22 protein-coding genes and 1 tRNA gene are annotated in these 21,034 nt (G+C 70.6%); 7 read left to right on the top strand and 16 right to left on the bottom strand.

Annotated features, from left to right (window positions below):
* Positions 1–3 precede the first annotated feature (3 nt).
* Positions 4–303: a hypothetical protein gene (locus ACZ5Y9_RS06750; RefSeq protein ID WP_247623015.1), complete on the bottom strand. Its 300-nt coding sequence runs from the start codon at positions 301–303 to the stop codon at positions 4–6.
* A 68-nt stretch (positions 304–371) separates the two neighbouring features.
* On the opposite strand from ACZ5Y9_RS06750, the gene ACZ5Y9_RS06745 reads away from it, so the two are divergent.
* Together ACZ5Y9_RS06745 and greA are read left to right on the top strand one after the other, a co-directional pair.
* Complete coding sequence (locus ACZ5Y9_RS06745; protein WP_247623016.1) at positions 372–758, top strand: DUF4307 domain-containing protein; 387 nt, start codon at positions 372–374, stop codon at positions 756–758.
* Between the two features lie 96 nt (positions 759–854).
* On the top strand, positions 855–1,343 hold the full coding sequence (greA, locus tag ACZ5Y9_RS06740; RefSeq protein WP_247623017.1) for a transcription elongation factor GreA: 489 nt from the start codon (positions 855–857) through the stop codon (positions 1,341–1,343).
* Positions 1,344–1,403: 60 nt separating this feature from the next.
* Here greA and ilvA read toward each other — a convergent pair whose 3' ends face one another.
* Positions 1,404–2,633 carry a threonine ammonia-lyase gene (gene ilvA / locus ACZ5Y9_RS06735; RefSeq protein ID WP_247623018.1) on the bottom strand — a complete coding sequence of 410 codons (1,230 nt, stop codon included), beginning with the start codon at positions 2,631–2,633 and terminating at the stop codon, positions 1,404–1,406.
* Positions 2,630–3,826, bottom strand: a complete 1,197-nt coding sequence (locus tag ACZ5Y9_RS06730) for an AI-2E family transporter (RefSeq protein ID WP_247623019.1) — start codon at positions 3,824–3,826, stop codon at positions 2,630–2,632. Before ACZ5Y9_RS06730 ends, ilvA begins: the two co-directional genes overlap by 4 nt.
* Before the next feature lie 97 nt (positions 3,827–3,923).
* Here ACZ5Y9_RS06730 and ACZ5Y9_RS06725 point away from each other — a divergent pair, with 97 nt between their 5' ends.
* Positions 3,924–5,180, top strand: a complete 1,257-nt coding sequence (locus ACZ5Y9_RS06725) for a winged helix-turn-helix domain-containing protein (protein WP_247623020.1) — start codon at positions 3,924–3,926, stop codon at positions 5,178–5,180.
* Positions 5,177–6,130, top strand: a complete 954-nt coding sequence (locus ACZ5Y9_RS06720) for a hypothetical protein (RefSeq protein ID WP_247623021.1) — start codon at positions 5,177–5,179, stop codon at positions 6,128–6,130. Before ACZ5Y9_RS06725 ends, ACZ5Y9_RS06720 begins: the two co-directional genes overlap by 4 nt.
* A 33-nt stretch (positions 6,131–6,163) precedes the next feature.
* On the opposite strand, the gene ACZ5Y9_RS06715 is transcribed toward ACZ5Y9_RS06720, so the two are convergent.
* From ACZ5Y9_RS06715 to ACZ5Y9_RS06705, 3 genes are all read right to left on the bottom strand, one after another.
* On the bottom strand, positions 6,164–6,730 hold the full coding sequence (locus ACZ5Y9_RS06715) for a LemA family protein (RefSeq protein WP_247623022.1): 567 nt from the start codon (positions 6,728–6,730) through the stop codon (positions 6,164–6,166).
* 91 nt (positions 6,731–6,821) lie between these two features.
* A complete protein-coding gene (locus ACZ5Y9_RS06710) occupies positions 6,822–8,135 on the bottom strand; it encodes a D-arabinono-1,4-lactone oxidase (RefSeq protein ID WP_247632622.1) in 1,314 nt (437 codons plus the stop codon).
* Entirely contained in the window at positions 8,132–9,379 is a 1,248-nt protein-coding gene (locus tag ACZ5Y9_RS06705) for an alanine racemase (RefSeq protein WP_464472622.1), read from the bottom strand. The genes ACZ5Y9_RS06710 and ACZ5Y9_RS06705 overlap by 4 nt, the downstream gene beginning before the upstream one ends.
* Positions 9,380–9,467: 88 nt before the next feature.
* Here ACZ5Y9_RS06705 and ACZ5Y9_RS06700 point away from each other — a divergent pair.
* Positions 9,468–9,540: transfer RNA gene (locus tag ACZ5Y9_RS06700), tRNA-Leu, on the top strand.
* A 17-nt stretch (positions 9,541–9,557) separates the two neighbouring features.
* On the opposite strand, the gene ACZ5Y9_RS06695 is transcribed toward ACZ5Y9_RS06700, so the two are convergent.
* The 10 genes from ACZ5Y9_RS06695 to ACZ5Y9_RS06650 all read right to left on the bottom strand — a co-directional run bounded on the left by ACZ5Y9_RS06695 (position 9,558) and on the right by ACZ5Y9_RS06650 (position 19,144).
* Positions 9,558–10,343, bottom strand: coding sequence for a cation-transporting ATPase (locus ACZ5Y9_RS06695; RefSeq protein WP_464472621.1), 786 nt, complete (start codon positions 10,341–10,343; stop codon positions 9,558–9,560).
* 286 nt (positions 10,344–10,629) lie between these two features.
* Positions 10,630–12,141 (bottom strand): NAD(P)/FAD-dependent oxidoreductase, encoded by a 1,512-nt coding sequence (locus tag ACZ5Y9_RS06690; protein ID WP_247623026.1) that lies wholly within the window; start codon positions 12,139–12,141, stop codon positions 10,630–10,632.
* Positions 12,142–12,179: 38 nt separating this feature from the next.
* Entirely contained in the window at positions 12,180–13,502 is a 1,323-nt protein-coding gene (locus ACZ5Y9_RS06685; RefSeq protein ID WP_247623027.1) for a S8 family serine peptidase, read from the bottom strand.
* Entirely contained in the window at positions 13,499–14,041 is a 543-nt protein-coding gene (locus ACZ5Y9_RS06680) for a DUF501 domain-containing protein (RefSeq protein ID WP_464472620.1), read from the bottom strand. The genes ACZ5Y9_RS06685 and ACZ5Y9_RS06680 overlap by 4 nt, the downstream gene beginning before the upstream one ends.
* A gap of 46 nt (positions 14,042–14,087) precedes the next feature.
* Positions 14,088–14,561: an FtsB family cell division protein gene (locus tag ACZ5Y9_RS06675; RefSeq protein WP_464472619.1), complete on the bottom strand. Its 474-nt coding sequence runs from the start codon at positions 14,559–14,561 to the stop codon at positions 14,088–14,090.
* A gap of 100 nt (positions 14,562–14,661) precedes the next feature.
* Positions 14,662–15,942, bottom strand: a complete 1,281-nt coding sequence (eno, locus tag ACZ5Y9_RS06670) for a phosphopyruvate hydratase (RefSeq protein WP_247623030.1) — start codon at positions 15,940–15,942, stop codon at positions 14,662–14,664.
* 116 nt (positions 15,943–16,058) lie between these two features.
* Positions 16,059–16,718 (bottom strand): O-methyltransferase, encoded by a 660-nt coding sequence (locus ACZ5Y9_RS06665; protein WP_247632628.1) that lies wholly within the window; start codon positions 16,716–16,718, stop codon positions 16,059–16,061.
* Positions 16,719–16,749: 31 nt separating this feature from the next.
* Positions 16,750–17,724: a lysostaphin resistance A-like protein gene (locus ACZ5Y9_RS06660; RefSeq protein WP_464472618.1), complete on the bottom strand. Its 975-nt coding sequence runs from the start codon at positions 17,722–17,724 to the stop codon at positions 16,750–16,752.
* Positions 17,724–18,758 carry a DUF1648 domain-containing protein gene (locus tag ACZ5Y9_RS06655; protein WP_464472617.1) on the bottom strand — a complete coding sequence of 345 codons (1,035 nt, stop codon included), beginning with the start codon at positions 18,756–18,758 and terminating at the stop codon, positions 17,724–17,726. Before ACZ5Y9_RS06655 ends, ACZ5Y9_RS06660 begins: the two co-directional genes overlap by 1 nt.
* Positions 18,755–19,144 carry a GntR family transcriptional regulator gene (locus ACZ5Y9_RS06650; RefSeq protein WP_247623034.1) on the bottom strand — a complete coding sequence of 130 codons (390 nt, stop codon included), beginning with the start codon at positions 19,142–19,144 and terminating at the stop codon, positions 18,755–18,757. Before ACZ5Y9_RS06650 ends, ACZ5Y9_RS06655 begins: the two co-directional genes overlap by 4 nt.
* 101 nt (positions 19,145–19,245) lie before the next feature.
* Here ACZ5Y9_RS06650 and ACZ5Y9_RS06645 point away from each other — a divergent pair, with 101 nt between their 5' ends.
* Together ACZ5Y9_RS06645 and ACZ5Y9_RS06640 are read left to right on the top strand one after the other, a co-directional pair.
* Entirely contained in the window at positions 19,246–19,716 is a 471-nt protein-coding gene (locus ACZ5Y9_RS06645; RefSeq protein WP_464472616.1) for a PaaI family thioesterase, read from the top strand.
* 43 nt (positions 19,717–19,759) lie between these two features.
* Entirely contained in the window at positions 19,760–21,025 is a 1,266-nt protein-coding gene (locus ACZ5Y9_RS06640; protein WP_464472615.1) for an APC family permease, read from the top strand.
* Positions 21,026–21,034 lie beyond the last annotated feature (9 nt).

Below are 21,034 nucleotides of genomic sequence, written 5' to 3'. Positions count from 1 at the left end.
CGGTCAGGCCGGGCGCGGACCGTCGTCTGCAGGATCGTCGTCGCCCTCGCGCACGATCGGCAGGTCGGCATCCGTCTCGGTCGCCTCGTCGGCGGCGCGGGCGGCCTCCTCGGCGTCGAGCTCGTCGCGCACCTCCTCGCGGTAGCGCACGCGGCGGATACGGCGGTTCATGTCCCAGATCAGCAGGATGACGGCGATCAGGACCACGACGATCGCCGCGAACCCGACGAAGCCGGGGGTGACGGACTCCGGGTCGACGGTCATCGTGGGCGTCGGCATCGGGGTCTCGGACAGAGCGAGCATGAATCGGCCTTTCGTACGCAGGTCGCATAACCTGTAATCACCAGCCTAACGATCGGGAGACCTGCAGCGTGACGACCCCAGAGCAGCTCGACGAACGGTACGGACGCACCCGCAGGCGCCGCGCCCCCTGGATCATCGCCGGAATCGTCGCGATCCTGCTCGTCGGCGGCTACGGGTGGGGCATCGTGGCGCAGTCGATGAACCAGGTCGATGCCGACGACCTGGGATACACGCTGGTCGACGAGCACAGCGTCGACGTGCGGTTCCAGATCACCGGCGTGCAGGGCAAGGACGTGGTCTGCATCGTCGAGGCCCTCGACGAGGAGTTCGGCGTGGTCGGGTGGAAGGTCGTCGAGATCCCCGCCGGCGACAGCCACGCGCAGGCCCTCGCCGCCACCATCCCGACCGTGGCCGAGGCCACGACAGGTTTGGTGAACACCTGCTGGGTCGCTTAGACTCGACGCAGAACGACGACGCCCTGGCAAGTGCCGGGGCGTCTTGGCATATCCCCCGCCGCGAGCGGGAGCGATACCGAAAGAAGGAGCTTCGTCATGTCCACGGACGCTCAGGTTCCCTTCCTCACGCAGGAAGCCTACGACCGGCTCGTCGCCGAGCTCGAGAACCTCTCCACCACGGGCCGCGACGAGATCGCGAAGCGCATCGAGGCCGCCCGCGAAGAGGGCGATCTCAAGGAGAACGGCGGCTACCACGCCGCGAAGGACGAGCAGGGCAAGCAGGAGGCGCGCATCCGCACGCTCGAGAACCTGCTCAAGACCGCCAAGGTCGGCGAGGCACCGGCCAGCCGCGGCGTCGTCGAGCCCGGCACGGTCGTCACGGCGCTCGTCGCCGGCGGCGAAGAGGTCTTCCTCCTCGGCAGCCGCGAGATCGCGGTCGGCAGCGACCTCGACGTGTACAGCGAGGCCAGCCCGCTCGGACAGGCCATCCTCGGCCTGAAGGTCGGCGAGAAGTCGTCGTACGAGGCTCCCAACGGGCGCTCGATCTCGGTCGAGATCGTCAACGTCGAGACGTACACCGGCTGACACCCCCTCACGCAGAACGCCCCTCGGCCCGCAGGCACGAGGGGCGTTCTGCGTTCGGCGTCAGTCCGGAACGACGATGGGCTCGAAACCCTCGCGGCGGAGCGTGTCGAGCGTGTGCTCGGAGTGCTCGGGTCCGCGGGTCTCGACGCTGAGTTCGAGGATCACGTCGCTGATCTGCAGACCGTGCCCGTGACGGGTGTGCATCGCCTCGATGACGTTCGCTCCCGCTTCCGCGATCAGCTCCGAGACGCGCGCGAGCTGGCCGGGACGATCCGGAAGGGGGATGCGGATGGTCAGGTAGCGGCCGGAGGCGGCGAGACCGTGCGAGACGACGCGCTGCAGCAGGAGCGGATCGATGTTCCCTCCCGACAGCACCGCCATCGTCGTGCCCGTCGCCTCGATCTTCCCCGACAGGATCGCGGCGACACCCGCCGCGCCCGCGGGCTCGACGACGACCTTCGCCTGCTCGAGGAGGATGAGGATCGCCCGGGCCAGATCGTCGTCGGAGACGGTCACGACCTCGTCGACGAGGTCCTTGATGATGTCGAACGGGATCGCCCCGGGACGGGCGACGAGGATGCCGTCGGCGATGGTCGGACGCGTCTCGATGTCGACCGGGTGGCCGGCTGCGAGCGACGGCGGCACGGCCGCGGCGTTCTCGGCCTGCACACCGATGATGCGCACCTCGCGGCCCAGTTCGGCGGCGCGCGCCTTGACCGCCGCGGCCACGCCGGCGATGAGCCCTCCCCCGCCGATGCCGAGCACGATCGTGTCGACCTCGGGGGCGTCGGCGAGCAGCTCCAGGCCGAGCGTGCCCTGGCCGATCACCACGTCGCGGTGGTCGAACGGCGGGATGAGCACGGCTCCGGTCCGCTCGGCGAACTCCGCTGCCAGTCGCAACGAGGTGGCGACGGTCTCGCCCTCGAGCACGACCTCGGCGCCGTAGCCGCGCGTGGCGAGCAGCTTGGGCACCGGCACGCCCAGCGGCATGAAGATCGTCGCCGGGATGCCCAGCGCTTGGGCGGCGAGCGCGACGCCCTGCGCGTGGTTGCCCGCGGACGCCGCGACCACGCCGCGAGAGCGCTCTTCGGCGCTCAGCCGCGACAGCCGGTAGGCCGCGCCGCGGATCTTGAAGGAGCCGGTGCGCTGCAGGTTCTCCATCTTCAGCAGCACCGGTGCGCCGAGGATGTCGGAAAGTGCGCGGGAGGGCAGCGTGGGCGTGTGCGAGATCACCTCAGCCAGACTCTGAGCTGCGTGCTCGAACTCGGTCAGGCTGGGGACTGCGCTCATCGATTTCTCCGTCTCCGCTGTCGCGGTACTGTGCTCCAGATCAGATCTGCATCTGGTTGGTCTCCGGTGCGCCACGACCCGGTGCTGACGGTCACGGCTGCCACGTTCACGAATGCGGCCAGCGGCACGGCGAACAGCGCGCCGGGGATGCCGCCGATCATGGATCCTCCGGCCACCACCAGCACGACCGCCAGGGGGTGCACCTTCACGGCGGACCCCATCAGGATCGGCTGCAGGACATGGCCCTCGAGCTGCTGGACCCCGAGCACGACGATGAGCATCGCGAGGGCGATCCACGGGCCGTTGTAGACGAGGGCGAGCAGCACCGCGATCGCGCCGGTCACGACGGCACCGACGATCGGGATGAAAGATCCGAGGAAGACGAGCACCGCGACGGGGAGGGCGAGGGGAACACCGAGAAGGGCCGCTCCGGTGCCGATGCCGACCGCGTCGATCGCGGCGACGAGCAGCTGCGTGCGTGCGTAGTTGACGATCGTCGACCAGCCGTTGTGGGCCGCGCTGTCGGCGGCGGGACGCGCCTTGCGCGGGAAGAGCCGGAGCGTCCACCGCCAGATCCCCGCTCCGTCGGCCAGCAGGCAGATGAGGATGAACAGCGACAGGACGGCGCCGGTCACGACGTGGGCGGCCGTGGTTCCGACGGCGAGAGCCCCGTTGAGGAGGAGCTGGGCCTGCTCGTTGACGAGTTCGAACGCCTGATCGATGTAGCCCTGGATCTGCTTCTCGGTCAGGTGCAGCGGACCGTCGAGGAGGAACTGCCGGAACTGCTCGACCGCGGCCCCCGTGCGCGCCTGCACGTCCGGGAGCTGGGCGCGGATCTGCCAGATCACGAGCCAGAGCAGGGTCGAGACGATCGCGATCGTGCCGAGGATCGAGATCGCGACGGCGAGCCACCGGGGGAACCGGTGCCGCAGCATCCACTCGAACGCGGGCCACAGCAGAGCGGTGATGAGGATGCCGACCATCAGCGGGATCACGAGCAGCTTGAGCTGGATGACGATCCAGATGAACCCCGCGACGACCGCGGCGATCAGGAGCAGACGCCACGCGTAGCCCGCCGTGATGCGCAACGGGAGGGGCACGGCCTCCTCCGCCTCGGTCGTCACCGTCCGGTCGGTCGAGACCGGGCGCGGACGCAGGAGATCCCTCAACCGCGGTCGCTGCTCGTCGCTCATCGCCCAAGTCTACGGCGATGCCGTATGCCGTCAGACGCATCCTTCGGCGGCCGGTCACGAGCCCGCGATGTCGGCGGCCGGGGCTACGCTTTCCGACGTGACCGAAACCCTCAGCCCCGCTCATGCGCGACGCATCGCCCTCGCCGCTCAGGGGTTCACACGTGCGCGCCCGAAAGGCGTCTCCTCGCGACACGTGCACCGGGCGATGGAGCGACTCGGTGTGCTGCAGATCGACTCCGTCAACGTCTTCGCCCGGTCGCACTACATGCCCCTGTTCTCCCGTTTGGGCGCCTACGAGCCGGCCCTCCTCGACCGCGTGTTCCTCTCACGCACCACTCACTACGTCGAGTACCTCGCCCACGAGGCGACGTTCATCCCGATCGAGGACTGGCCGCTCTGGCAGTTCCGGATGAACGACTTCCGCCGACGCTGGGCGGGCGACGAGTCCTGGATGAGCCAGAACGCGCGCACCCTGACCTGGGTGCAGGATGAATTGCGCGCCCGCGGCCCGCTGCGGCCGGTGGACCTGCGCGAAGATGCACCGCGCGAGCGAGGGACGTGGTGGGACTGGGACGACGTCAAACTCGCCCTCGAGCACCTCTGGCGCACGGGCGACGTGGCGATCAGCGGTCGCAAGGGATTCGAGCGCACCTACGCGCTTGCCGAGCACGTGATCCCCGCCGATGTGCGCGCCCGGACGATTCCCCGCTCCGATGCGATCCGCGAGCTCGTGCGCCGCGCCGCACGTTCGTCCGGCGTCGCGACGCAGTCCGATCTCGCCGACTACTACCGCATCCGCGACCGCGCTGCGGTCTCCCAGGCGATCGCCGATCTCTCGGATGCCGGGGAGCTCCTCCCCGTACGGGTTCGCGGATGGGAGCGCGGCGGGCGCCCCCTCCCCGCCTGGCGGCATCGGGACAGCGTCCTGCCCCGCGCCCTCGGGAGCGCCGCTCTGCTCACCCCGTTCGATCCCGTCGTGTGGTTCCGCGATCGAGCGCTGCGCACCTTCGACCTCGACTACCGCATCGAGATCTACGTCCCGGCCGAGAAACGTCGCTACGGCTACTACTCGTTGCCCGTGCTCGTCGGCGACCGCATCGTGGCCCGCGTCGATCTCAAGGCCGACCGTTCCACGTCCACGCTGCAGGTGCAGTCGGCCTGGTGGGAGCCGCAGGCTCGACCCGAAGACGCCGAACCGATCGCCCGCGAACTCGCTCTCGCCGCCGCCTGGCAGCGGCTCGAGCACGTATCGGTGTCGGGCTGGGGCGACGCGTCCGACGCGATCCACGGAGCGCTGCACGCCCTCGGCGGCGACGTTCGCCGGCACGTTCACGCTCGGGAGGCTGACGGATGACCGAGCGCAGTACGACGGATCCGCACCCGAGCCCACGACGCAGGAGCACTCGGCCCTGGGTATGGCTCGTCGCCGCGATCGTCGCCGTGCTCCTCGTCGGTGCGGGCATCGTGATCTGGCAGGCGCAGTCGCGGGCGGGCTCGGCCGACGAGGCCGCGCACGCGTATCTCCGGGCGCTCGAGTCCGGCGACGCCGCGGCGGTGCAGGCCACCGGGATCGACGTCTCGGACGAGGCGCTCCAGGCGTTCGACGGCGCGCATTCGCTCGTCTCCGAGGCCACCGTGGTCTCGGTGGAGGAGATGGGATCGAGCGCGGTGGCGCACGTGTCGTTCGTGCTGGGTGATGCCGAGCACGACGCCGACCTCGCTCTCACCCGTTCCGACGGTCGGTGGGTCCCGGACGGATCGGGTCTCGCCGAGGTGACGGTCTCGACCTCGGCGGGTACGGCCGTTGCGATCGAAGGCACGGTGCTCGATGCCTCCGAGGCGCTCTTCCTCGTCCCCGCCGTCTACACGATCGCGGCCGCACCGACCGCGTACCTGTCGGGGTCGACCGACGTCGTGGCGCTTCCGGGCGCGGCCGACGACGTCGAGGTCGAGACGTCGCTGCGGCCCGAGGCGACGGAAGCGGCGCAGCAGCGACTCGACGAGCTCCTCGAGGCATGCGCGGCGGAAACGGCCCTCCCAGCCGACGGCTGCGGCATCCGCATCCCCTGGGGCACCGAGTTCCGCACGGTCGACGACGTCGCATTCCGCATCGACACGATGCCGACCGTGATGCTCGCCGACGACGGCGCGAGCTTCACCGCGAGCGGGGGGGAGCTCGTGGCGACCCTCACCGGCACCGCCCGCGACGGCGGTTCGCGCACGACCACCTATCGCAGCGAGGACTGGGCGGTGCGGGGAGACGTGACGTTCGCCGGAAACGAGATGACCCTCACCGTGTGGTGAGGGTCATTCACGAAAGCGGGATGCGGAACGCGATCAGAACTGGACGCGCGGCGGCTCGGAGATCGCTCCGCTGTCAGCGACCTCGAAGAACTCGCGCTCGGTGAATCCCAGGCCCTTGGCGAAGAGGTTGTTCGGGAAAACCTTGATCTTGGTGTTGAGCTCGCGCACACCGCCGTTGTAGAACCGGCGCGCAGCCTGGATCTTGTCTTCGGTGTCGACGAGAGCCTGCTGCACCTGGAGGAAGTTCGTGCTGGCCTGCAGCTGCGGGTACGCCTCGGCGACGGCGAACAGGCTGCGCAATGCCTGCTGCAGGTGGCCCTCGGCGATGCCGGCCGCACCGGGCCCGCTCGCGGAGAGCGTCTCGGCGCGCGCACGGGTCACGTTCTCGAAGACGGCCTTCTCGTGCGAGGCATAGCCCTTGACGGTCTCGATGAGGTTGGGGATGAGGTCGGCTCGACGCTTGAGCTGGACGGTGATGCCGCTCCATGCCTCATCGACGCGGACGTTCAACTGAACCAGCGAGTTGTACGTGGCCCACAGATAGATGCCGACCAGCAGAATCACGCCGACGATGATCAGTACCGGCACGAGCCATTCCATCAGAGGCCCACCCTTCCTCGTGTTTCTCTCATCCTATCCACCGCGCCTGCACGTGGACTGGGCATGACGCGTCTCGGACCTGTGAATGCGTTCAGGCTCCGAGAACGCGATCGAGATACCGATTGCGGAAGAGCCGATCGGGGTCGAGCCGGTCGCGCAGCGCGACGAAATCGTCGAATCGGGGATACCGCTCACGCAGCTGATCGGCGTTCAGTGTGTGCAGCTTCCCCCAGTGCGGCCGCCCGCCGTGCTCGTGCATGATCTGCTCGACCGCCTCGAAGTACTCCGTGGGGTCGGCCCGCCAGTAGCGGTGCACGGCGATGTAGGCGCTGGCTCTCCCGTAGGCCGTCGACAACCAGCGGTCGTCCTCCGCCGCGAACCGCACCTCGAGCGGGAACTCGATGCGCCATCCGCGCTGGGCGATCAGCGCCTGCACGGCGCGGAACACCGGAACGATCCGCTCCGCCGGCACGGCGTACTCCATCTCGCGGAAGCGCACGTTGCGCGACTGCGTGAGCACCCGGTGCGAGCGGTCGGTGTACTCCCGATCGCCCGTGAGCTTGACGGCGAGGCGGCTGAACGGGGGCGTGACCGCGGGCACCACCTGGCCCGCGGCGCACACCGCGCGGTAGACGCCGTTCGAGAGCAGCGACTCGTCGACCCACTTGCCGAAGAGAGGGAGCGGCTTGCGCACTGCCGACTCGTCGAGACGGGTCTGCCGCTTCGTGAGCGCGACGTCGGTGTGCGGGAACCAGTAGAACTCGAAGTGATCCGATGCCGCCGCGCGATCGTGGAGCGTCGCGAGCACATCTGCGAGCGGGGCGGGCGCATCGACGGCGTGCAGTACGAAGGCGGGAACGCACTGCAGCGTCACCTCGACGAGGATCCCGAGGGCTCCGAGTCCGAGAGCGACGGCCGGAAGCAGATCGCTGTTCTGCTCGTCGTCGACCCGGAGGAACTCTCCCGCGGCGGTCACCAGTGTGACGCCGACGACCTGCGTTGCGAGTCCCCCGAAACCGGTACCCGTGCCGTGCGTTCCCGTGGAGATCGCCCCGGAGATCGACTGCCGGTCGATGTCGCCCAGGTTCTCCATCGCGAGGCCGAACGGGGCGAGCAGACCGGGGATGCGGTGCAGACGAGTGCCGGCGAGCAGGGTCACGCGGCCGGTCGTGGCGTCCGCCGACACCAGGCCCTGCAGATCGTCGAGCTCGAGCAGCACGCCCGGGGCGACCGCGATCCCGGTGAAACTGTGCCCGGCGCCGACGGCCTTGATCGTCAGCCCCTGCGAGGCGGCGGCCACGACGGCGCGCTGCACCCCTTCGGGCGTGCGCGGGCGCTCGACACGGACGGGCTTGACGGATGCCGACCGCCCCCAGTTCTGCCAGGTGCCGCCGATTCTCGTCACAGGAACGCCTTTCCTTCGCCGCGATAGGTGGGCAGCTCGTCGACGATCTCGTCGCCCGAGACGAGCTGATAGCGATCGATGCGCTCCGCCGGTTCGCCGCTCTTCGCGTGCCGGAACCAGACGCGGTCGCCGACACCGAGCAAGGCGGCAGCCGGGCCCTGCAACGGCGTCTGCACCTCGCCCGCGGCTTCGCGCGGCAGGGTGCGCAGACCCTCCGGCCACACCGGTCGGGGCTGACGGGAGGCGACGGGCGGACCCGACGCGATCCATCCCCCGCCGAGAACGGTGGCGATGTCGGCGGCGGGGCGTCGCACGACATCGAACGCGAACGCGGATGCCGGAGCGGGTCGGAACGAGCGGTACCCGTCGAAGAGGTGGCCTCCGAGAAGACCGCTCCCGGCGCTCGCCTCGGTGAGCGATTCGTCACTCGCCGTGAACTCGAGCGAACCCGTGCCGCCGCCGTTGAGGAAGTCGAGATGGGCGACCTCGGCGACCGCCGAGACGATGGCGGCCCGCCGCTCCCGCAGCTCGGCCCGGGAACGCGCCTGGACGAGACGGATGAGCGGAGCATCCGACCCTGCGTCGTCGCCCTGCCCAGCGATCTGGGCGTCGTACATCTGCAAACCGACCAGCCGGAACCCGGGGCGTGCCGCCACTTCGCGGGCGAACGCCGCGACCTCACCCGCACTGAAGAGGGCCGAGCGGCGAACCCCGATGTGACCGAGCAGGGCCGAGCGCCACGACGCATCGACGTCGATCGCGACGCGGACCTCCGGCCGACGACCGGGACCGGCGACGCTGTCGATGAAATCGAGGTGCGCAGGGTCATCGACCATCAGGGTGACGCGCCGGGCCGCCTGCTCGTCGGCGAAGAGTCGCGCGAGTGCGACCCGGTCGACCGTGGGATAGCCGATGACGATGTCGTCGTGCGTCTCGGCCAGCCACAGCGCCTCGGCGAGCGTGAAGGCGAGGATGCCCCGGTAGCCCGGAAGAGCCAGCACCGCGTCGAGCACGGCGCGCACGCGCACCGACTTCGACGCGACCCGGATCGGCAGACCCCCCGCGCGGACGAGCATGTCCATCGCGTTGTAGCGGAGCGCGTCGCGATCGATCACGGCCACGGGGGCCGGCAGATGCGCGGTCGCGGCCGACAGGCGCGGCCAGTACCTCGCGGGGTCCTCCCACTCGGGAGACACCCCGGTGCGGTGCGGATCGGGGCTCAGTTCGGCTGTGAGGTCGAGCACTCCCCCACCCTACGGCTTCTCGGACTCAGGGTCACGGATCGCGGGACCGGATCGCACGCGAAGGCTTCGATAGGCTGGCCACGACGAGGCCCCCGTAGCCCAATGGCAGAGGCAGGCGACTTAAAATCGCTTCAGTCTGGGTTCGAGTCCCAGCGGGGGCACTCCTCGTGGTCGCGGATCACCGCCCGAAGAGATCGCGGATGTCGGGAAGCCCGAGCTCCCCGAGCTTGTCGCCCCAGCCGCTCGCCGTCTCGCCCAGCCCGCTGACCGCCTCGCCGGCCGAACCGACGACGCCCTCGGCCGCGCCCGCGAAGCCTTCGACGTCGATGCCCGCTGCGATCGCCTCGAGGTCGACGCCCTCGGCGAGAGCCGTGAAGTCGACGCCCAGGCTCGCCGCCTGGTCGAGCAGCGGGCCGGCGACGGTGCTGAGCACCGCCCCGCCCGCGACCGCCCCGAGCACACCGACCGCTGCGCCACCGACGGCACCCGCCGCGCCGAGCCCGCGTCCGCCGCCGCGCACGCGCGAGAGCAGCCCCCGCATCCGTCCGGGCTTCGCCGCCTCGGCGCGGCCGGCCGCCCGGGCGAGGTTGTCGGCCGACGCGGACGCCGGGCGCTCGTGCGGAGGGAGCTCCGCGCGCATGCGGTCCTCGATCTGCGCACGCTGCGCCGGCGTGAGGCGCTCGAACGCCTCACGGTGCATCTGCTCGATGCGCTGCGGGTCGGCGGTCTGCATCAGGTAGTCGTAGCGCGCGATCGCCGCACGGTCGGCATCGGAGGCCGCGGCGCCGGCGCGCGGAGCGGCGGCATACGCTCCCGGCGCGGGCGGCGGCGAGTAGGGGTCGTGGCCGCGCGCCGGCTGTCGCGGAGCCGCGGTCTGCGGCGCGGCCTGATCCCGGCGGCGATCACCGGAGTCGAGGTCGAGCGCCTGCGTGGCCATTCCGATGAGGCGGGAGAGCTTTCCCATGATGCGATTCCTTCGGGTCGTGTGCGGACGACCACGGGAACCACGACGGGAGGAGACGAGGGATCCACGGCTGTCCGCGACGGCGGACGCCAGGTCTCCTCCACCCCGGACGGGGCCGGTGGGCCGGGACACATCGACATGTCCGTAATGACGACACCACCGCAGACGGGAGTACTCCCCTTGCATGCCCGAGAGTAGCGATCGCACCTATGAGCCCCGTGCGAATACTGGCTGACGCACGAACGCCCCGACTCCGGGCGGGAGTCGGGGCGTTCGATGACGCGGATTACTTCGCTGCGGCGGGCTCGGCGGCCTTCTCGGCAGCCGGCTTCTTCGCGGCGGGCTTCTTGGCCGGAGCCTTCTTCGCCGGAGCCTTGTCGGCCGGAGCCTTGTCAGCCGGAGCCTTCTCGCCCTTCTCGGCTGCGGCATCCGTCTTGGCCGGAGCCGTCTCGGCGGCGGGCGCTGCGGCCGGAGCGGCCGGACGCGGACGAGCGGCGAACTCTTCGAAGACATAGCGCGGGTTCTGCACGGTCTGCAGGTTCACGATGTCGCGGCCGAGCCACAGGTTGTTCCACCAGCCCCACAGCACGCGCCACTTGCGCTCCCACGTCGGCATCGCGAGCCCGTGGTAGCCACGGTGCGCGACCCAGGCGACGAAGCCCTTGAGCGCGATCTTCCCGGACTGGAACACACCGTTGTAGAGGCCGAGACCGGCGACGGCACCCAGGTTCTTGTGGAAGTACTCCTTGGGGTCCTCACCACGGAGGACGGCCACGAGGTTCTTCGCGAGCAGCTTGGCCTGACGCACGGCGTGCTGCGCGTTCGGCACGCAGAAGCCGCCGACGCCACCGCCCGAGAGGTCGGGGACGGCCGAGACGTCACCGGCGGCCCAGGCGCCCTCGACGAAGGCCTCCGGGGTTCCGACGCGCAGGTCAGCGCGGGTCTGGATGCGGCCGCGCTCCTCGACGGGCAGGTCGCCGCCGCGCACGACGGTCGGGTTCGCCATGACACCGGCGGTCCAGACGATCACGTCGGTCGGAATGACCTCACCGGTCGACAGCTCGACGTTGCCGTCGACCGCGCTCGTGAGCTGCGTGTCGAGGTGCACGTTGGCGCCGCGCTTGGCGAGGTCCTTGAGCACCCACTCGCTGGTCGGCAGCGAGACCTCGGGCATGATGCGGCCCATCGCCTCGATGAGGTGGAAGTGGGTGTCCTCGAAGCTCAGCTGCGGGTACTTGCCGACGAGGGACGAGGCGAGCGAGCGCAGCTCGGCGAACACCTCGATGCCGGCGAACCCGCCACCGACGACGACGACGGTCAGCAGGCGGTCGCGCTCGGGGCCGGCGGGCAGCGACGCGGCCTTGTCGAAGTTCGACATGACGCGGTCGCGGATCGCGACGGCCTCTTCGATCGTCTTGAGGCCGATCGCGTTGTCGGCGATGCCCGGGATCGGGAACGTGCGCGACACGGCCCCGGCGGTGACGACGATCTGGTCGTAGGCGAACTCGTACGGCTCACCCGACGGCGGCGTGATCGTGGCGACCTTCTCGGCGTGGTTGATGTTCGTCACCTTGGCGGTGATCACGTTCGTGCGCTTGAGGTGGCGACGGTGCGCGACGACCGAGTGACGCGCCTCGATCGAACCTGCAGCGACCTCGGGCAGGAACGGCTGGTACGTCATGTACGGCAGCGGGTCGACCATGGTGACGTCGGCTTCGCCCTTGCGCAGGTGCTTCTCGAGCTTCCATGCGCTGTAGAAGCCTGCGTAGCCTCCACCGACGATCAGAATCTTGGGCACAGTGCTGTTCTGAGGCACAGGGGGACAACTCCTCGGAGTCAGGAATGTGGCGTACGTCGAACGCGCGCCGATCGGATGCGCCGGGCAGCTGCGGTGACGCCAAGCCCCACCAGGATACCAGGGACTGTGAGTGCGACGAGCGGCAGGGTACCGTAGCGCAGTGAATCGGCGCTGGGAAGGAGCGGGGAACCCGGTTCGGTCGGTGCGTCGGCGGCGGGGAGCGGGGGAACCTCGACCGGCGTCGCCTCGGGTTCCGGCTCGGGATCGGCCGCCGCGGCCCGGCGATAGAGCCGCACCCACTCGGCGAGATCTCCCATCGGGTTCTTGTCGACCGAGGGGAGATCGGCCGAGATCGCCGCCGCGGCATCCACGAGTCCGTATCCGTAGAGCGGATCGGGGACCTCGGTGACACCGGGCACCGGGATCGCGGTCTTGATGATGCGGTTGATCACATCGATGGCCTGGATGTCGGGGTGGGCCGAACGGATCAGCGCGGCGATGCCCGCGACGATCGGTGCTGCGCCGCTGGTGCCGTTCCAGGAGGCGAGCTTGCCGTCGGCCGAGATGCCCAGCAGCCCCTCGCTCGGTGCCGAGATGCCGATCGTGATGCCCTGCGTCGACGCCTCGACGCTGGCCGTGCCGGTCTGGTCGACGCCGCCGACCGTGAGCACGCCCGGGATGGTCGCGGGAGCACCGATGATGCTCGTGCCGCTCCCCCGGTTGCCGGCGGCGACCACCACGACGACATCGTGGTCGAAGGCGTAGAGGAACGCGTCGTCCCAGCTCTCGTCCCAGTCGAGCGTGTTCGTGGTGAAGGAGAGGTTGATCACGTCGGCGCCGTGATCGACCGCCCAGCGCATCGCCTCGGCGACCTGCTCGCTGAAGGGCACGGCGGCCGCGGCCCCGAAGCCGACCGATATCGACAGGAGGTTCGCTTCGGGGGCGACCCCGATCATGCCGGTGCCGTCGGCGGCACCTCGGGCGGCCGCGAGCGACGCGACCCAGGAGCCGTGGTTGCCGTCGACCGCGCCCAACGCGGTGCGGCCGTCGGGCGATCCGGTTCCCGACACGTCGGTGCCGCCGATGACCGCGTCGCCGAAGGCCTCGGGCACCTTGCCGATGCCGGTGTCGATCACCGCGATCGTGACGCCTTCTCCACGCGTCGTCTGCCAGGCTTCGCGAATCCGTGCGCCGTCGAGCCAGTACTCCTGCGCCCGCACCGGATCGGAGGGATCGTCGGGCACGGGACCGGTGCCCGGCCCCGGAGTCGGAGTGGGGGTCGCCGTCGCGCCCAGGAGCAGGACGGACACCGCCACCAGCGCCGCCGCGGCGGTGGTGCGCAGCGTCCGCCGGACCGTCACGCCGACGGATCCGTCTCGTCGCGGAGCGCCGCTCCGGGCGCATCGCAGCGGCACACCTCGGGCGACCAGCTCGAGAGGGCGAGGGCGAGATCGCCGATCGGGTTGACTCCCGGGCCTGCCGCGAGCGCGTGCCCGGCCAGTGCGTGCAGGCACTTCACGCGCGTCGGCATTCCCCCGGCGGAGATCCCGTCGATCTCGGCGACCTCGCCGAACTGCGCACGGTCGGCGAGATACGCCCGGTGCGCGGCGAGGTAGCCGGCGGCCACGTCGTCATCGGTCTCGAGGAGCGCGGCGAGCTCGGGCATCACCTGCGTGGCCTCGAGCGTCGACATCGCGGCCGTCGCCGCCGGATGCGTCAGGTAGTAGAAAGTCGGGAACGGGGTTCCGTCGGGCAGGCGGGGCGTCGTGGAGACGACCGTCGGGTTGCCGCAGGCACAGCGCGCGGCGATGCCGACGACTCCGCGGACGGGGCGCCCGAGCTGGGCCGACACGACGGCGAGCTCGGCGGCGGTGGGCGCGGGGAAAGGCGGCGTGGTCACCCCACCAGCGTAGGGGAGGCTGCCGAGAGGATGCTCGGAGCGCCGGTCACTGCGAGACGGCGGCGGTGTCGCTCAGACCGCTCGACACCAGGGTGCGCAGGAGTTGCGGCATCCAGTCGGCCGGCTTCTCTTCGAGCGTGTCGCTCACCGGCTCCTGCTCGCGCGGGAGGTCGGTGGCGTCGAGGTCGTTGTCGATGAGGAAGACGACCTCGCCGGGCTTGACGTAGTAGAGGCGCTCACGCGCCTGCGTCGTGATGTACGCCGGGTCGTCCCAGCGTTCGCGCTCCTGCTCGAGTTCGGCGATCTGCTCCTCGCTGACCTGCACCGAAGCCTCGAGGGCAGCGATCTTCTGCCGCTGGTCGATGAACGTGCCGAGCGTCGGCACGAGCACCCAGGCACCCAGCACCACGAGCGACAGCATGATGACCGAGAACGCCGAGAGACGGATGCCGGCGGCCCACTCCCGCACGTCGACCTTCGCCTCGGCCCCGCGACGACGGCGCGACGCGGGCGTGGTCACGGAAGCCTTTCCGGATGCCGTCGCGGACTGCCCCGGAGACGCCGAAGGAGGAGCCGGTCGTCGTACCACGGCTCCTCCTTCGTCGATGTCTCAGCTGCGATCAGCCCTGGTAGCGCGGGAACGCCGAGCGGCCGGCGAAGACCGCCGCATCGCCCAGTTCCTCTTCGATGCGCAGAAGCTGATTGTACTTCGCGACGCGCTCGCTGCGAGCAGGCGCACCCGCCTTGATCTGACCCGCGTTCGTCGCGACGACCAGGTCGGCGATCGTGGTGTCCTCGGTCTCGCCCGAACGGTGCGAGAGCATCGCCGTGTAGCCCGAGCGCTGCGCGAGGCTGACCGCGTCGAACGTCTCGGTGAGCGTTCCGATCTGGTTGACCTTGACCAGCAGCGAGTTGGCGACACCGCGCTTGATGCCGTCGGCGAGACGGGCAGGGTTCGTCACGAACAGGTCGTCGCCGACGAGCTGCACCTTCGAGCCGAGCGCCTCGGTGAGGTGCTTCCAGTTGTCCCAGTCGTCCTCGGCGAGGGCGTCCTCGATCGTGACGATCGGGAAGTCGTTGACGAGGCCGACGTAGTACTCGGTGAGCGCCTCGGCGTCCCAGTCCTTGTTGTCGAGGCGGTAGACGCCGTCGGTGAAGAACTCGGTCGCGGCGACGTCGAGGCCGAGCGCGATGTCGCGGCCCGGCGTGAAGCCGGCCTTCTCGATCGCCTTGACGAGGAAGTCGAGGCCCTCGCGGTTGCTGGGCAGGTCGGGGGCGAAGCCGCCCTCGTCGCCGAGGCCCGTCGCGTAGCCGGCGGCCTTCAGCTCGCTGCGCAGCACGTGGTAGGTCTCGACGCCCCAGCGCAGGGACTCCGAGTAGGTCTCGGCACCGATCGGCGCGAGGAAGAACTCCTGCATGTCGATGCCGTTGTCGGCGTGCTCGCCGCCGTTGATGACATTGAACAGCGGGACGGGCAGGACATGAGCGTTCGGTCCGCCGAGGTAGCGGAACAGCGGCAGGTCGGCCGAGTCGGCGGCGGCCTTCGCCACGGCGAGGCTGACGCCGAGGATGGCGTTCGCGCCGACGCGCTTCTTGTTCTCGGTGCCGTCGACCTCGATGAGGATCTCGTCGACGATGCGCTGCTCGCTCGCCTCGACACCCTCGAGGGCCGGGCCGAGCTCGTCGATGATGGCCTCGACGGCCTTCAGCACGCCCTTGCCGCCGTAGCGGCTCTTGTCTCCGTCGCGCAGCTCGTACGCCTCGAACGCACCCGTGGAGGCACCGGAGGGAACGGCGGCACGCTGGACGATGCCGTCGTCGAGGAGCACCTCCACCTCGACGGTCGGGTTTCCGCGCGAGTCGAGAATCTCACGTGCGCCTACAGCCTCGATCAGTGCCACTGATGTGCTCCTTGTTCAGGGGGAAAAGTGATGTGGAGCGTCTTCGATCCGTCGCCCAGTCTAGCCCGCCCCCTCCGACGCCTCGAAGCCCTCCCGGGGCGAACAGCAGCCGAACGTCAGACGACCAGGGCGATCGCCACGCCGTCCCAACCCTTGATGCCGACGGTCTGCAGCGCGGTCGCGTCGAATCGCGGATCGGTTCCGAGCATCCGCAGTCCGTCGCGCGTGCCGATCACCTTCGGATCGGTCGAGTCCGCGCGCACGATCTCGCCCTCGCGGCCGATGTTGTCGAGCACGATCACGGTGCCGGGATGACCGAGCTTCGCCGCCCAGTCGAGGTAGATCGTGTTCGACTCCTTGTCGGCGTCGATGAAGACGAGGTCGAACCCGCCGACGAGGGTCGGCAGGACGTCCGCGCCGCGGCCGATCCGGATGTCGACCTGCTCCCCCACCCCCGCGGCGTCGATGCTCGCCCGCGCGACGGCCGCATTCGCCGCCTCGGCCTCGACGGTCACGACGCGCCCCTCGGGACCGACCGCTCGTGCCAACCAGATCGTCGAGTACCCGCCGAGCGTGCCGATCTCGAGCACCCGGCGCGCACCGCTGATGCGGGCGAGGAGGTGCAGGAGCTTGCCGCCGACCGGCGCGACCTCGATCTCGGGGAGGCCCGCCGCGCGCTGCGCGGCGAGCGCGGCCTCCAGGGCATCGTCGTGCCCGACGAGGGTGTCGGCGAGGTAGACGTCGGCGTCCGACCAGGTCTGCGGTGTGGATTCCATGGCCTCAGCCAACCCGCCGAGCCCGACACCGTCAAGAGGGTGGGTTCACCGCCCCCTCGCGCGGTACCGAGAGCAGTCGGCCGTGCCCGTCGGCGAGCTCGGGCTGATGGCGGAACTGGCCGGTCACGACGAGCAAGAGCACCACGACGGCGATCACGATCCAGGCCGCGACCCCCAGGGGGCCGGCCAGCGCCATGTCGGGTGCGGAAGCGGCGACGACCAGCACGAGCCCGGCGGCGGCGTTGAGCGCTCCGTGCGCCAGGACCGCGGGCCAGAGCGATGCCGACCGTAGGCGCAGCCACCCGAGCAGGATGCCCCACGCGATGCATCCGGCGACCATGAGCAGCACACCCGAGAAGTCGATCCGGCCGAAGTTGTACCCGAGCAGGATGACCGGGCTGTGCCACAGTCCCCAGATCGCTCCGCTGAGGAGGAGCGCCGGCCACGTGCCCAGCGGTCGCAGGGCCGGGAGGAGCCATCCGCGCCACCCGAGCTCCTCGCCGAACGCGAGGACGCTGTTGAGAAGCGCGCCGGCGGGGATCATCGCGAACTGCGCGACGACCAGCAGCTCGATCGGCGGCATCGGGGTGCCGGGCGGGAGAGCGGCGGCGATCTGGGCGGCGAATCCGCCGAAGGCGAGGTCGATCTGCACGAACCCGAGTGCGGCGGCGACGAGGATCGTGAGCGCCACGAGCACGGGCGGAACGAGCCACCCCGCCACCATCAGCCAGACGACGCGCTTCGCCGGGCGGAGCGGCCAGAGTCCGAGGAACCGGGCGCGACCGCCCGGGGCGGGGACCCTGAGCGCGAAGGTCACGATGAGTACGGCGACCGCCGGCGTGAACATCATCACCGGCAGCAGCACCGGGGTGAGCGGCGAGGCGAGCCCCGCGCCGAGCCACAGCGGCAGCGCCACGAGCCACGCGAGGCCGCAGGCGAGCGCGACGAACACGATCACCGCGCTCCACGGAACGCGTCGGGGAAGGGAGGAGCGTGCAGCGGTCATCAGGAGGCCTCTCGTTCGCTGTCGGATGCATGGCGCTCGGCGTAGGCCTGGAGGAGCGCGGCGGCTTCTTCGGCGCCGTCGATCGTGACGATGAAGGGCTTGCGGTCACGGCGTGCGATCTCGATCGCGGCGCCCCGATGCATCACGATCCCCGTACGGCCGTCGACCGCGATCCGCCATCCCCAGCCCCCGAAGTCCCCGAACGGAGAGATGTCGACGGCGCGCGCCGAGACGATCCGATCGATCGGGATCACCGCCCGCGGCCAGCCGAGCAGAGACCGCGCGGCGAACCCCGACGGCGTGATGCGCACGCGGAACGCGGAGGTGACGGCGAGCGCACCTCCCACCACGATCACGCTGATCGTGGTGACCCACCCGCCCGCGGCACCCGCCGCGAGCATGTACGCCGCGAGCACGGCGAGGAGGAGCGTGACACCCGCCATCGACAGCAGCGCCGCGCGCGGCATCGTCGTCGTGCCGAGCCAGACCACCCGTTCGCCGTCGGCCACCCGCACCGCGAGCCGGGGTTCGAGGACGCCCCCCGCCTCGTCGATGACGCGCGGCTGCACGGCCCACCCCGCGACCGTTCCCGCGGCCAGCACGACGAACGCGAGCAGGAGGACGAGCCCGACGTCGGGGGTGTCGGCCGCGTCGGCCAGTCCGCGCTGCAGCGCGAGCGACCCGAGGCACAGCGTGAGCGCGAACGCCGAGAGTCCGGCGGCGAAGCCGCCCATCAGTCGCGTGGTCGCTCCCCACCTGCCGCGCGATGCTCCGAAGGAGGTGAGCGCGAGCGCGAGCGGCAGCACGAGACCGACCGCGAGGAGCAACCAGAAGTATGCGGTCGGCGCGGCGAACCCGTCGGCGCCGGCGGTTCCCCAGTGGATGACGACGGGGTCGGGCAGAGTGGGCAGCCACGCGGCGATCACGGCGGAGCCGATCGCCACGAGCGCGACGGGAAGGGCGACACCGACGGCGAGGAACGCCGCGCGGGCGCGACGGCTCTCGGATGCCTGCGCGGATGGGTGCGTGGTCATGGGGCGACCTCCTCGGGGCCTGCGGTGCCGGGCGTACCGGCGCGGTGGGAGCGGATCAGTGCAGCGAGCGTGTCGGAGGAGACGCCGAGCCGGGCGGCGCGCTGCACCAGCTCGGCGACATCGCTCGCGAGTTCGGCGAGCGGGGCGGCGGAGGCGGCGACGACGGCGCCCCTCCCCCGACGCAGATCGAGGAGCCCCTCGTCGCGGAGCCCCTGATACGCGTGCAGCACGGTGTGCTGGTTGATGTCGAGGGCCGCTGCGACCTCCTTCGCGGAGGGCAGCCGGTCACCGGGGCGAAGGGTTCCCGAGAGGATGTCGGCCCGCACGGAGGCGGCGACCTGGTCGTACAGCGGCCGCGTGCTGTCGATGTCGACCCTGATGAGCATCTCGCCTCCTCGTTTCTCTAGTAATTATAGGTGAACTATAACAACTGTCGCAATCCTCCAGCGAACTTCGTCCGGCGGACACGCTCGGCCACACTGGCGCCATGCGCATCACTCCCCGCCGCCTCTCGATCGGCATGAGCCTGTGGGCCCCGAACCTGTTCAGCGGCATCCGCGTCCGTCGCTTCAGCGACGACTGGACCCACGCGACCGTCGAGCTGAACGTCAACGTCTTCACCCGCAACTACGTCAAGACGGCGTTCGGCGGATCGATGTCGGCGATGACCGACCCGTACTTTTTCATGCTCGTGATGCACCAGCTCGGCCGGGACTACGTCGTGTGGGACACCCGTGGCGAGATCGATCTGATCAAGCCGGGACGCGGAGTGCTGACCGCGGAGTTCGCGGTGTCGAAGGCGCGCGCCGAAGACATCCGGCGCAAGGCGCACGGCGGTGGGAAGGTGCTCGAGTGGTTCGAGACCGTGATCACCGATCGCGACGGGGATGTCGTGGCCCGCGTGCGGCGCGAGGTCTACATCCGCGAGAAGAAGCGGGTCACCGAGGCCCGCCGCTGACGCGGGTCACCCGCCGTTCACCGATCGATGCGACGATGACGGGATGCCCCTCGCCCGCCGACTGAGACTCGCCGATGCCGTCTTCATCGGTCTCGGCTCGATGATCGGAGCGGGGGTCTTCTCGGTCTGGGCGCCCGCGATCGGCGTCGCCGGCGCCGGGCTGCCCGTCGCCCTGGCGATCGCCGCGATCGTCGCCTACGCGAACGCCACCGCCTGCGCTCAGCTCGCCGCCTCCCACCCCGTCGCGGGAGGGACCTACGCGTACGCCCGCGCCGAGATCGGTCCCTGGTGGGGGTTCGTCGCCGGGTGGAGCTTCGTGATCGGCAAGATCGCGAGCTGCGCGGCCATGGCGATGACCTTCGCCGCCTACGCCGCCCCCACGGGGTGGGAGACGCTCGTCGCGGCGGTGGCCGTCGCCGCCCTCGTCGCGGTGAACTGCTTCGGCGTGACGCGCACGGCACTGGTCACGCGCATCCTGGTGGTGCTCTCGCTGATCGGGCTGACGATCGTCGTCGCTGCGGGGTTCGGCGCATCGCCCGCCATCCCTGCCCCTGCGCTCCCCGATGCGACGGCATATGGCGTGCTGCAGGGTGCCGGGCTGCTCTTCTTCGCGTTCGCCGGGTACGCCCGCATCGCGACGATGGGCGAGGAGGTCGTGGATCCCGCGCGCACGATCCCCCGCGCGATCCTGCTCGCGCTCGGCGGCGCGGTCGTCGTCTACGGCGCGGTCGCGGCCGTCGTGATGCTCACGCTGGGAGCGGATGCCGCGACCAGCCCCGCCCCGCTGGTCGATGTGCTCACGGCGACCGGCACGGAGTGGCTCGCGCCCGTGGTGCGCGTCGCGGCGGCGACCGCATCGCTCGGGGCGCTGCTGGCGCTGCTCACGGGCATCGGACGCACGACCCTCGCGATGGCGCGCGAACACGACCTTCCCGCGGTGCTCGCGAAGGTCGATCCCCGCTGGCAGGTGCCCCGCCGCGCCGAGATCACGATCGGCGTGGTCGTGATCGGCATCGTCCTGATGGCCGATCTGCGCGACGCGATCGGATTCTCGTCGTTCGGAGTGCTGCTCTACTACCTGATCGCGAACGCCGCGGCGTTCCGGCAGGAGGGCGCGGCCCGCCGCTTCCCCCGCGCACTGCAGGTCGTGGGCGCGCTCGGGTGCCTGATGCTCGTGAACACGCTCCCCGCGCTGGCGTCTCTCGTCGGCACCGCCGTCGTGATCGTCGGCGTGGGCGGACGAGCGATCCTGCTGCGTGCCCGGCGCAGGAGCGGACCTCGCGCTCAGCCCCCGGCATCCGACCGGTAGGGCCGCCTC

This window comes from Microbacterium sp. T3-8, assembly GCF_055398145.1.
This window is presented reverse-complemented; position numbering and strand designations above follow the sequence as displayed.

Coding starts and splice junctions, on each gene's coding strand:
- ACZ5Y9_RS06750 (WP_247623015.1), bottom strand. CDS start 303: ATGCTCGCTCTGTCCGAGACCCCGATGCCGACGCCCACGATGACCGTC.
- greA (WP_247623017.1), top strand. CDS start 855: ATGTCCACGGACGCTCAGGTTCCCTTCCTCACGCAGGAAGCCTACGAC.
- ilvA (WP_247623018.1), bottom strand. CDS start 2,633: ATGAGCGCAGTCCCCAGCCTGACCGAGTTCGAGCACGCAGCTCAGAGT.
- ACZ5Y9_RS06730 (WP_247623019.1), bottom strand. CDS start 3,826: ATGAGCGACGAGCAGCGACCGCGGTTGAGGGATCTCCTGCGTCCGCGC.
- ACZ5Y9_RS06720 (WP_247623021.1), top strand. CDS start 5,177: ATGACCGAGCGCAGTACGACGGATCCGCACCCGAGCCCACGACGCAGG.
- ACZ5Y9_RS06715 (WP_247623022.1), bottom strand. CDS start 6,730: ATGGAATGGCTCGTGCCGGTACTGATCATCGTCGGCGTGATTCTGCTG.
- ACZ5Y9_RS06695 (WP_464472621.1), bottom strand. CDS start 10,343: ATGGGAAAGCTCTCCCGCCTCATCGGAATGGCCACGCAGGCGCTCGAC.
- ACZ5Y9_RS06665 (WP_247632628.1), bottom strand. CDS start 16,718: ATGGAATCCACACCGCAGACCTGGTCGGACGCCGACGTCTACCTCGCC.
- ACZ5Y9_RS06660 (WP_464472618.1), bottom strand. CDS start 17,724: ATGACCGCTGCACGCTCCTCCCTTCCCCGACGCGTTCCGTGGAGCGCG.
- ACZ5Y9_RS06655 (WP_464472617.1), bottom strand. CDS start 18,758: ATGACCACGCACCCATCCGCGCAGGCATCCGAGAGCCGTCGCGCCCGC.
- ACZ5Y9_RS06650 (WP_247623034.1), bottom strand. CDS start 19,144: ATGCTCATCAGGGTCGACATCGACAGCACGCGGCCGCTGTACGACCAG.
- ACZ5Y9_RS06645 (WP_464472616.1), top strand. CDS start 19,246: ATGCGCATCACTCCCCGCCGCCTCTCGATCGGCATGAGCCTGTGGGCC.
- ACZ5Y9_RS06640 (WP_464472615.1), top strand. CDS start 19,760: ATGCCCCTCGCCCGCCGACTGAGACTCGCCGATGCCGTCTTCATCGGT.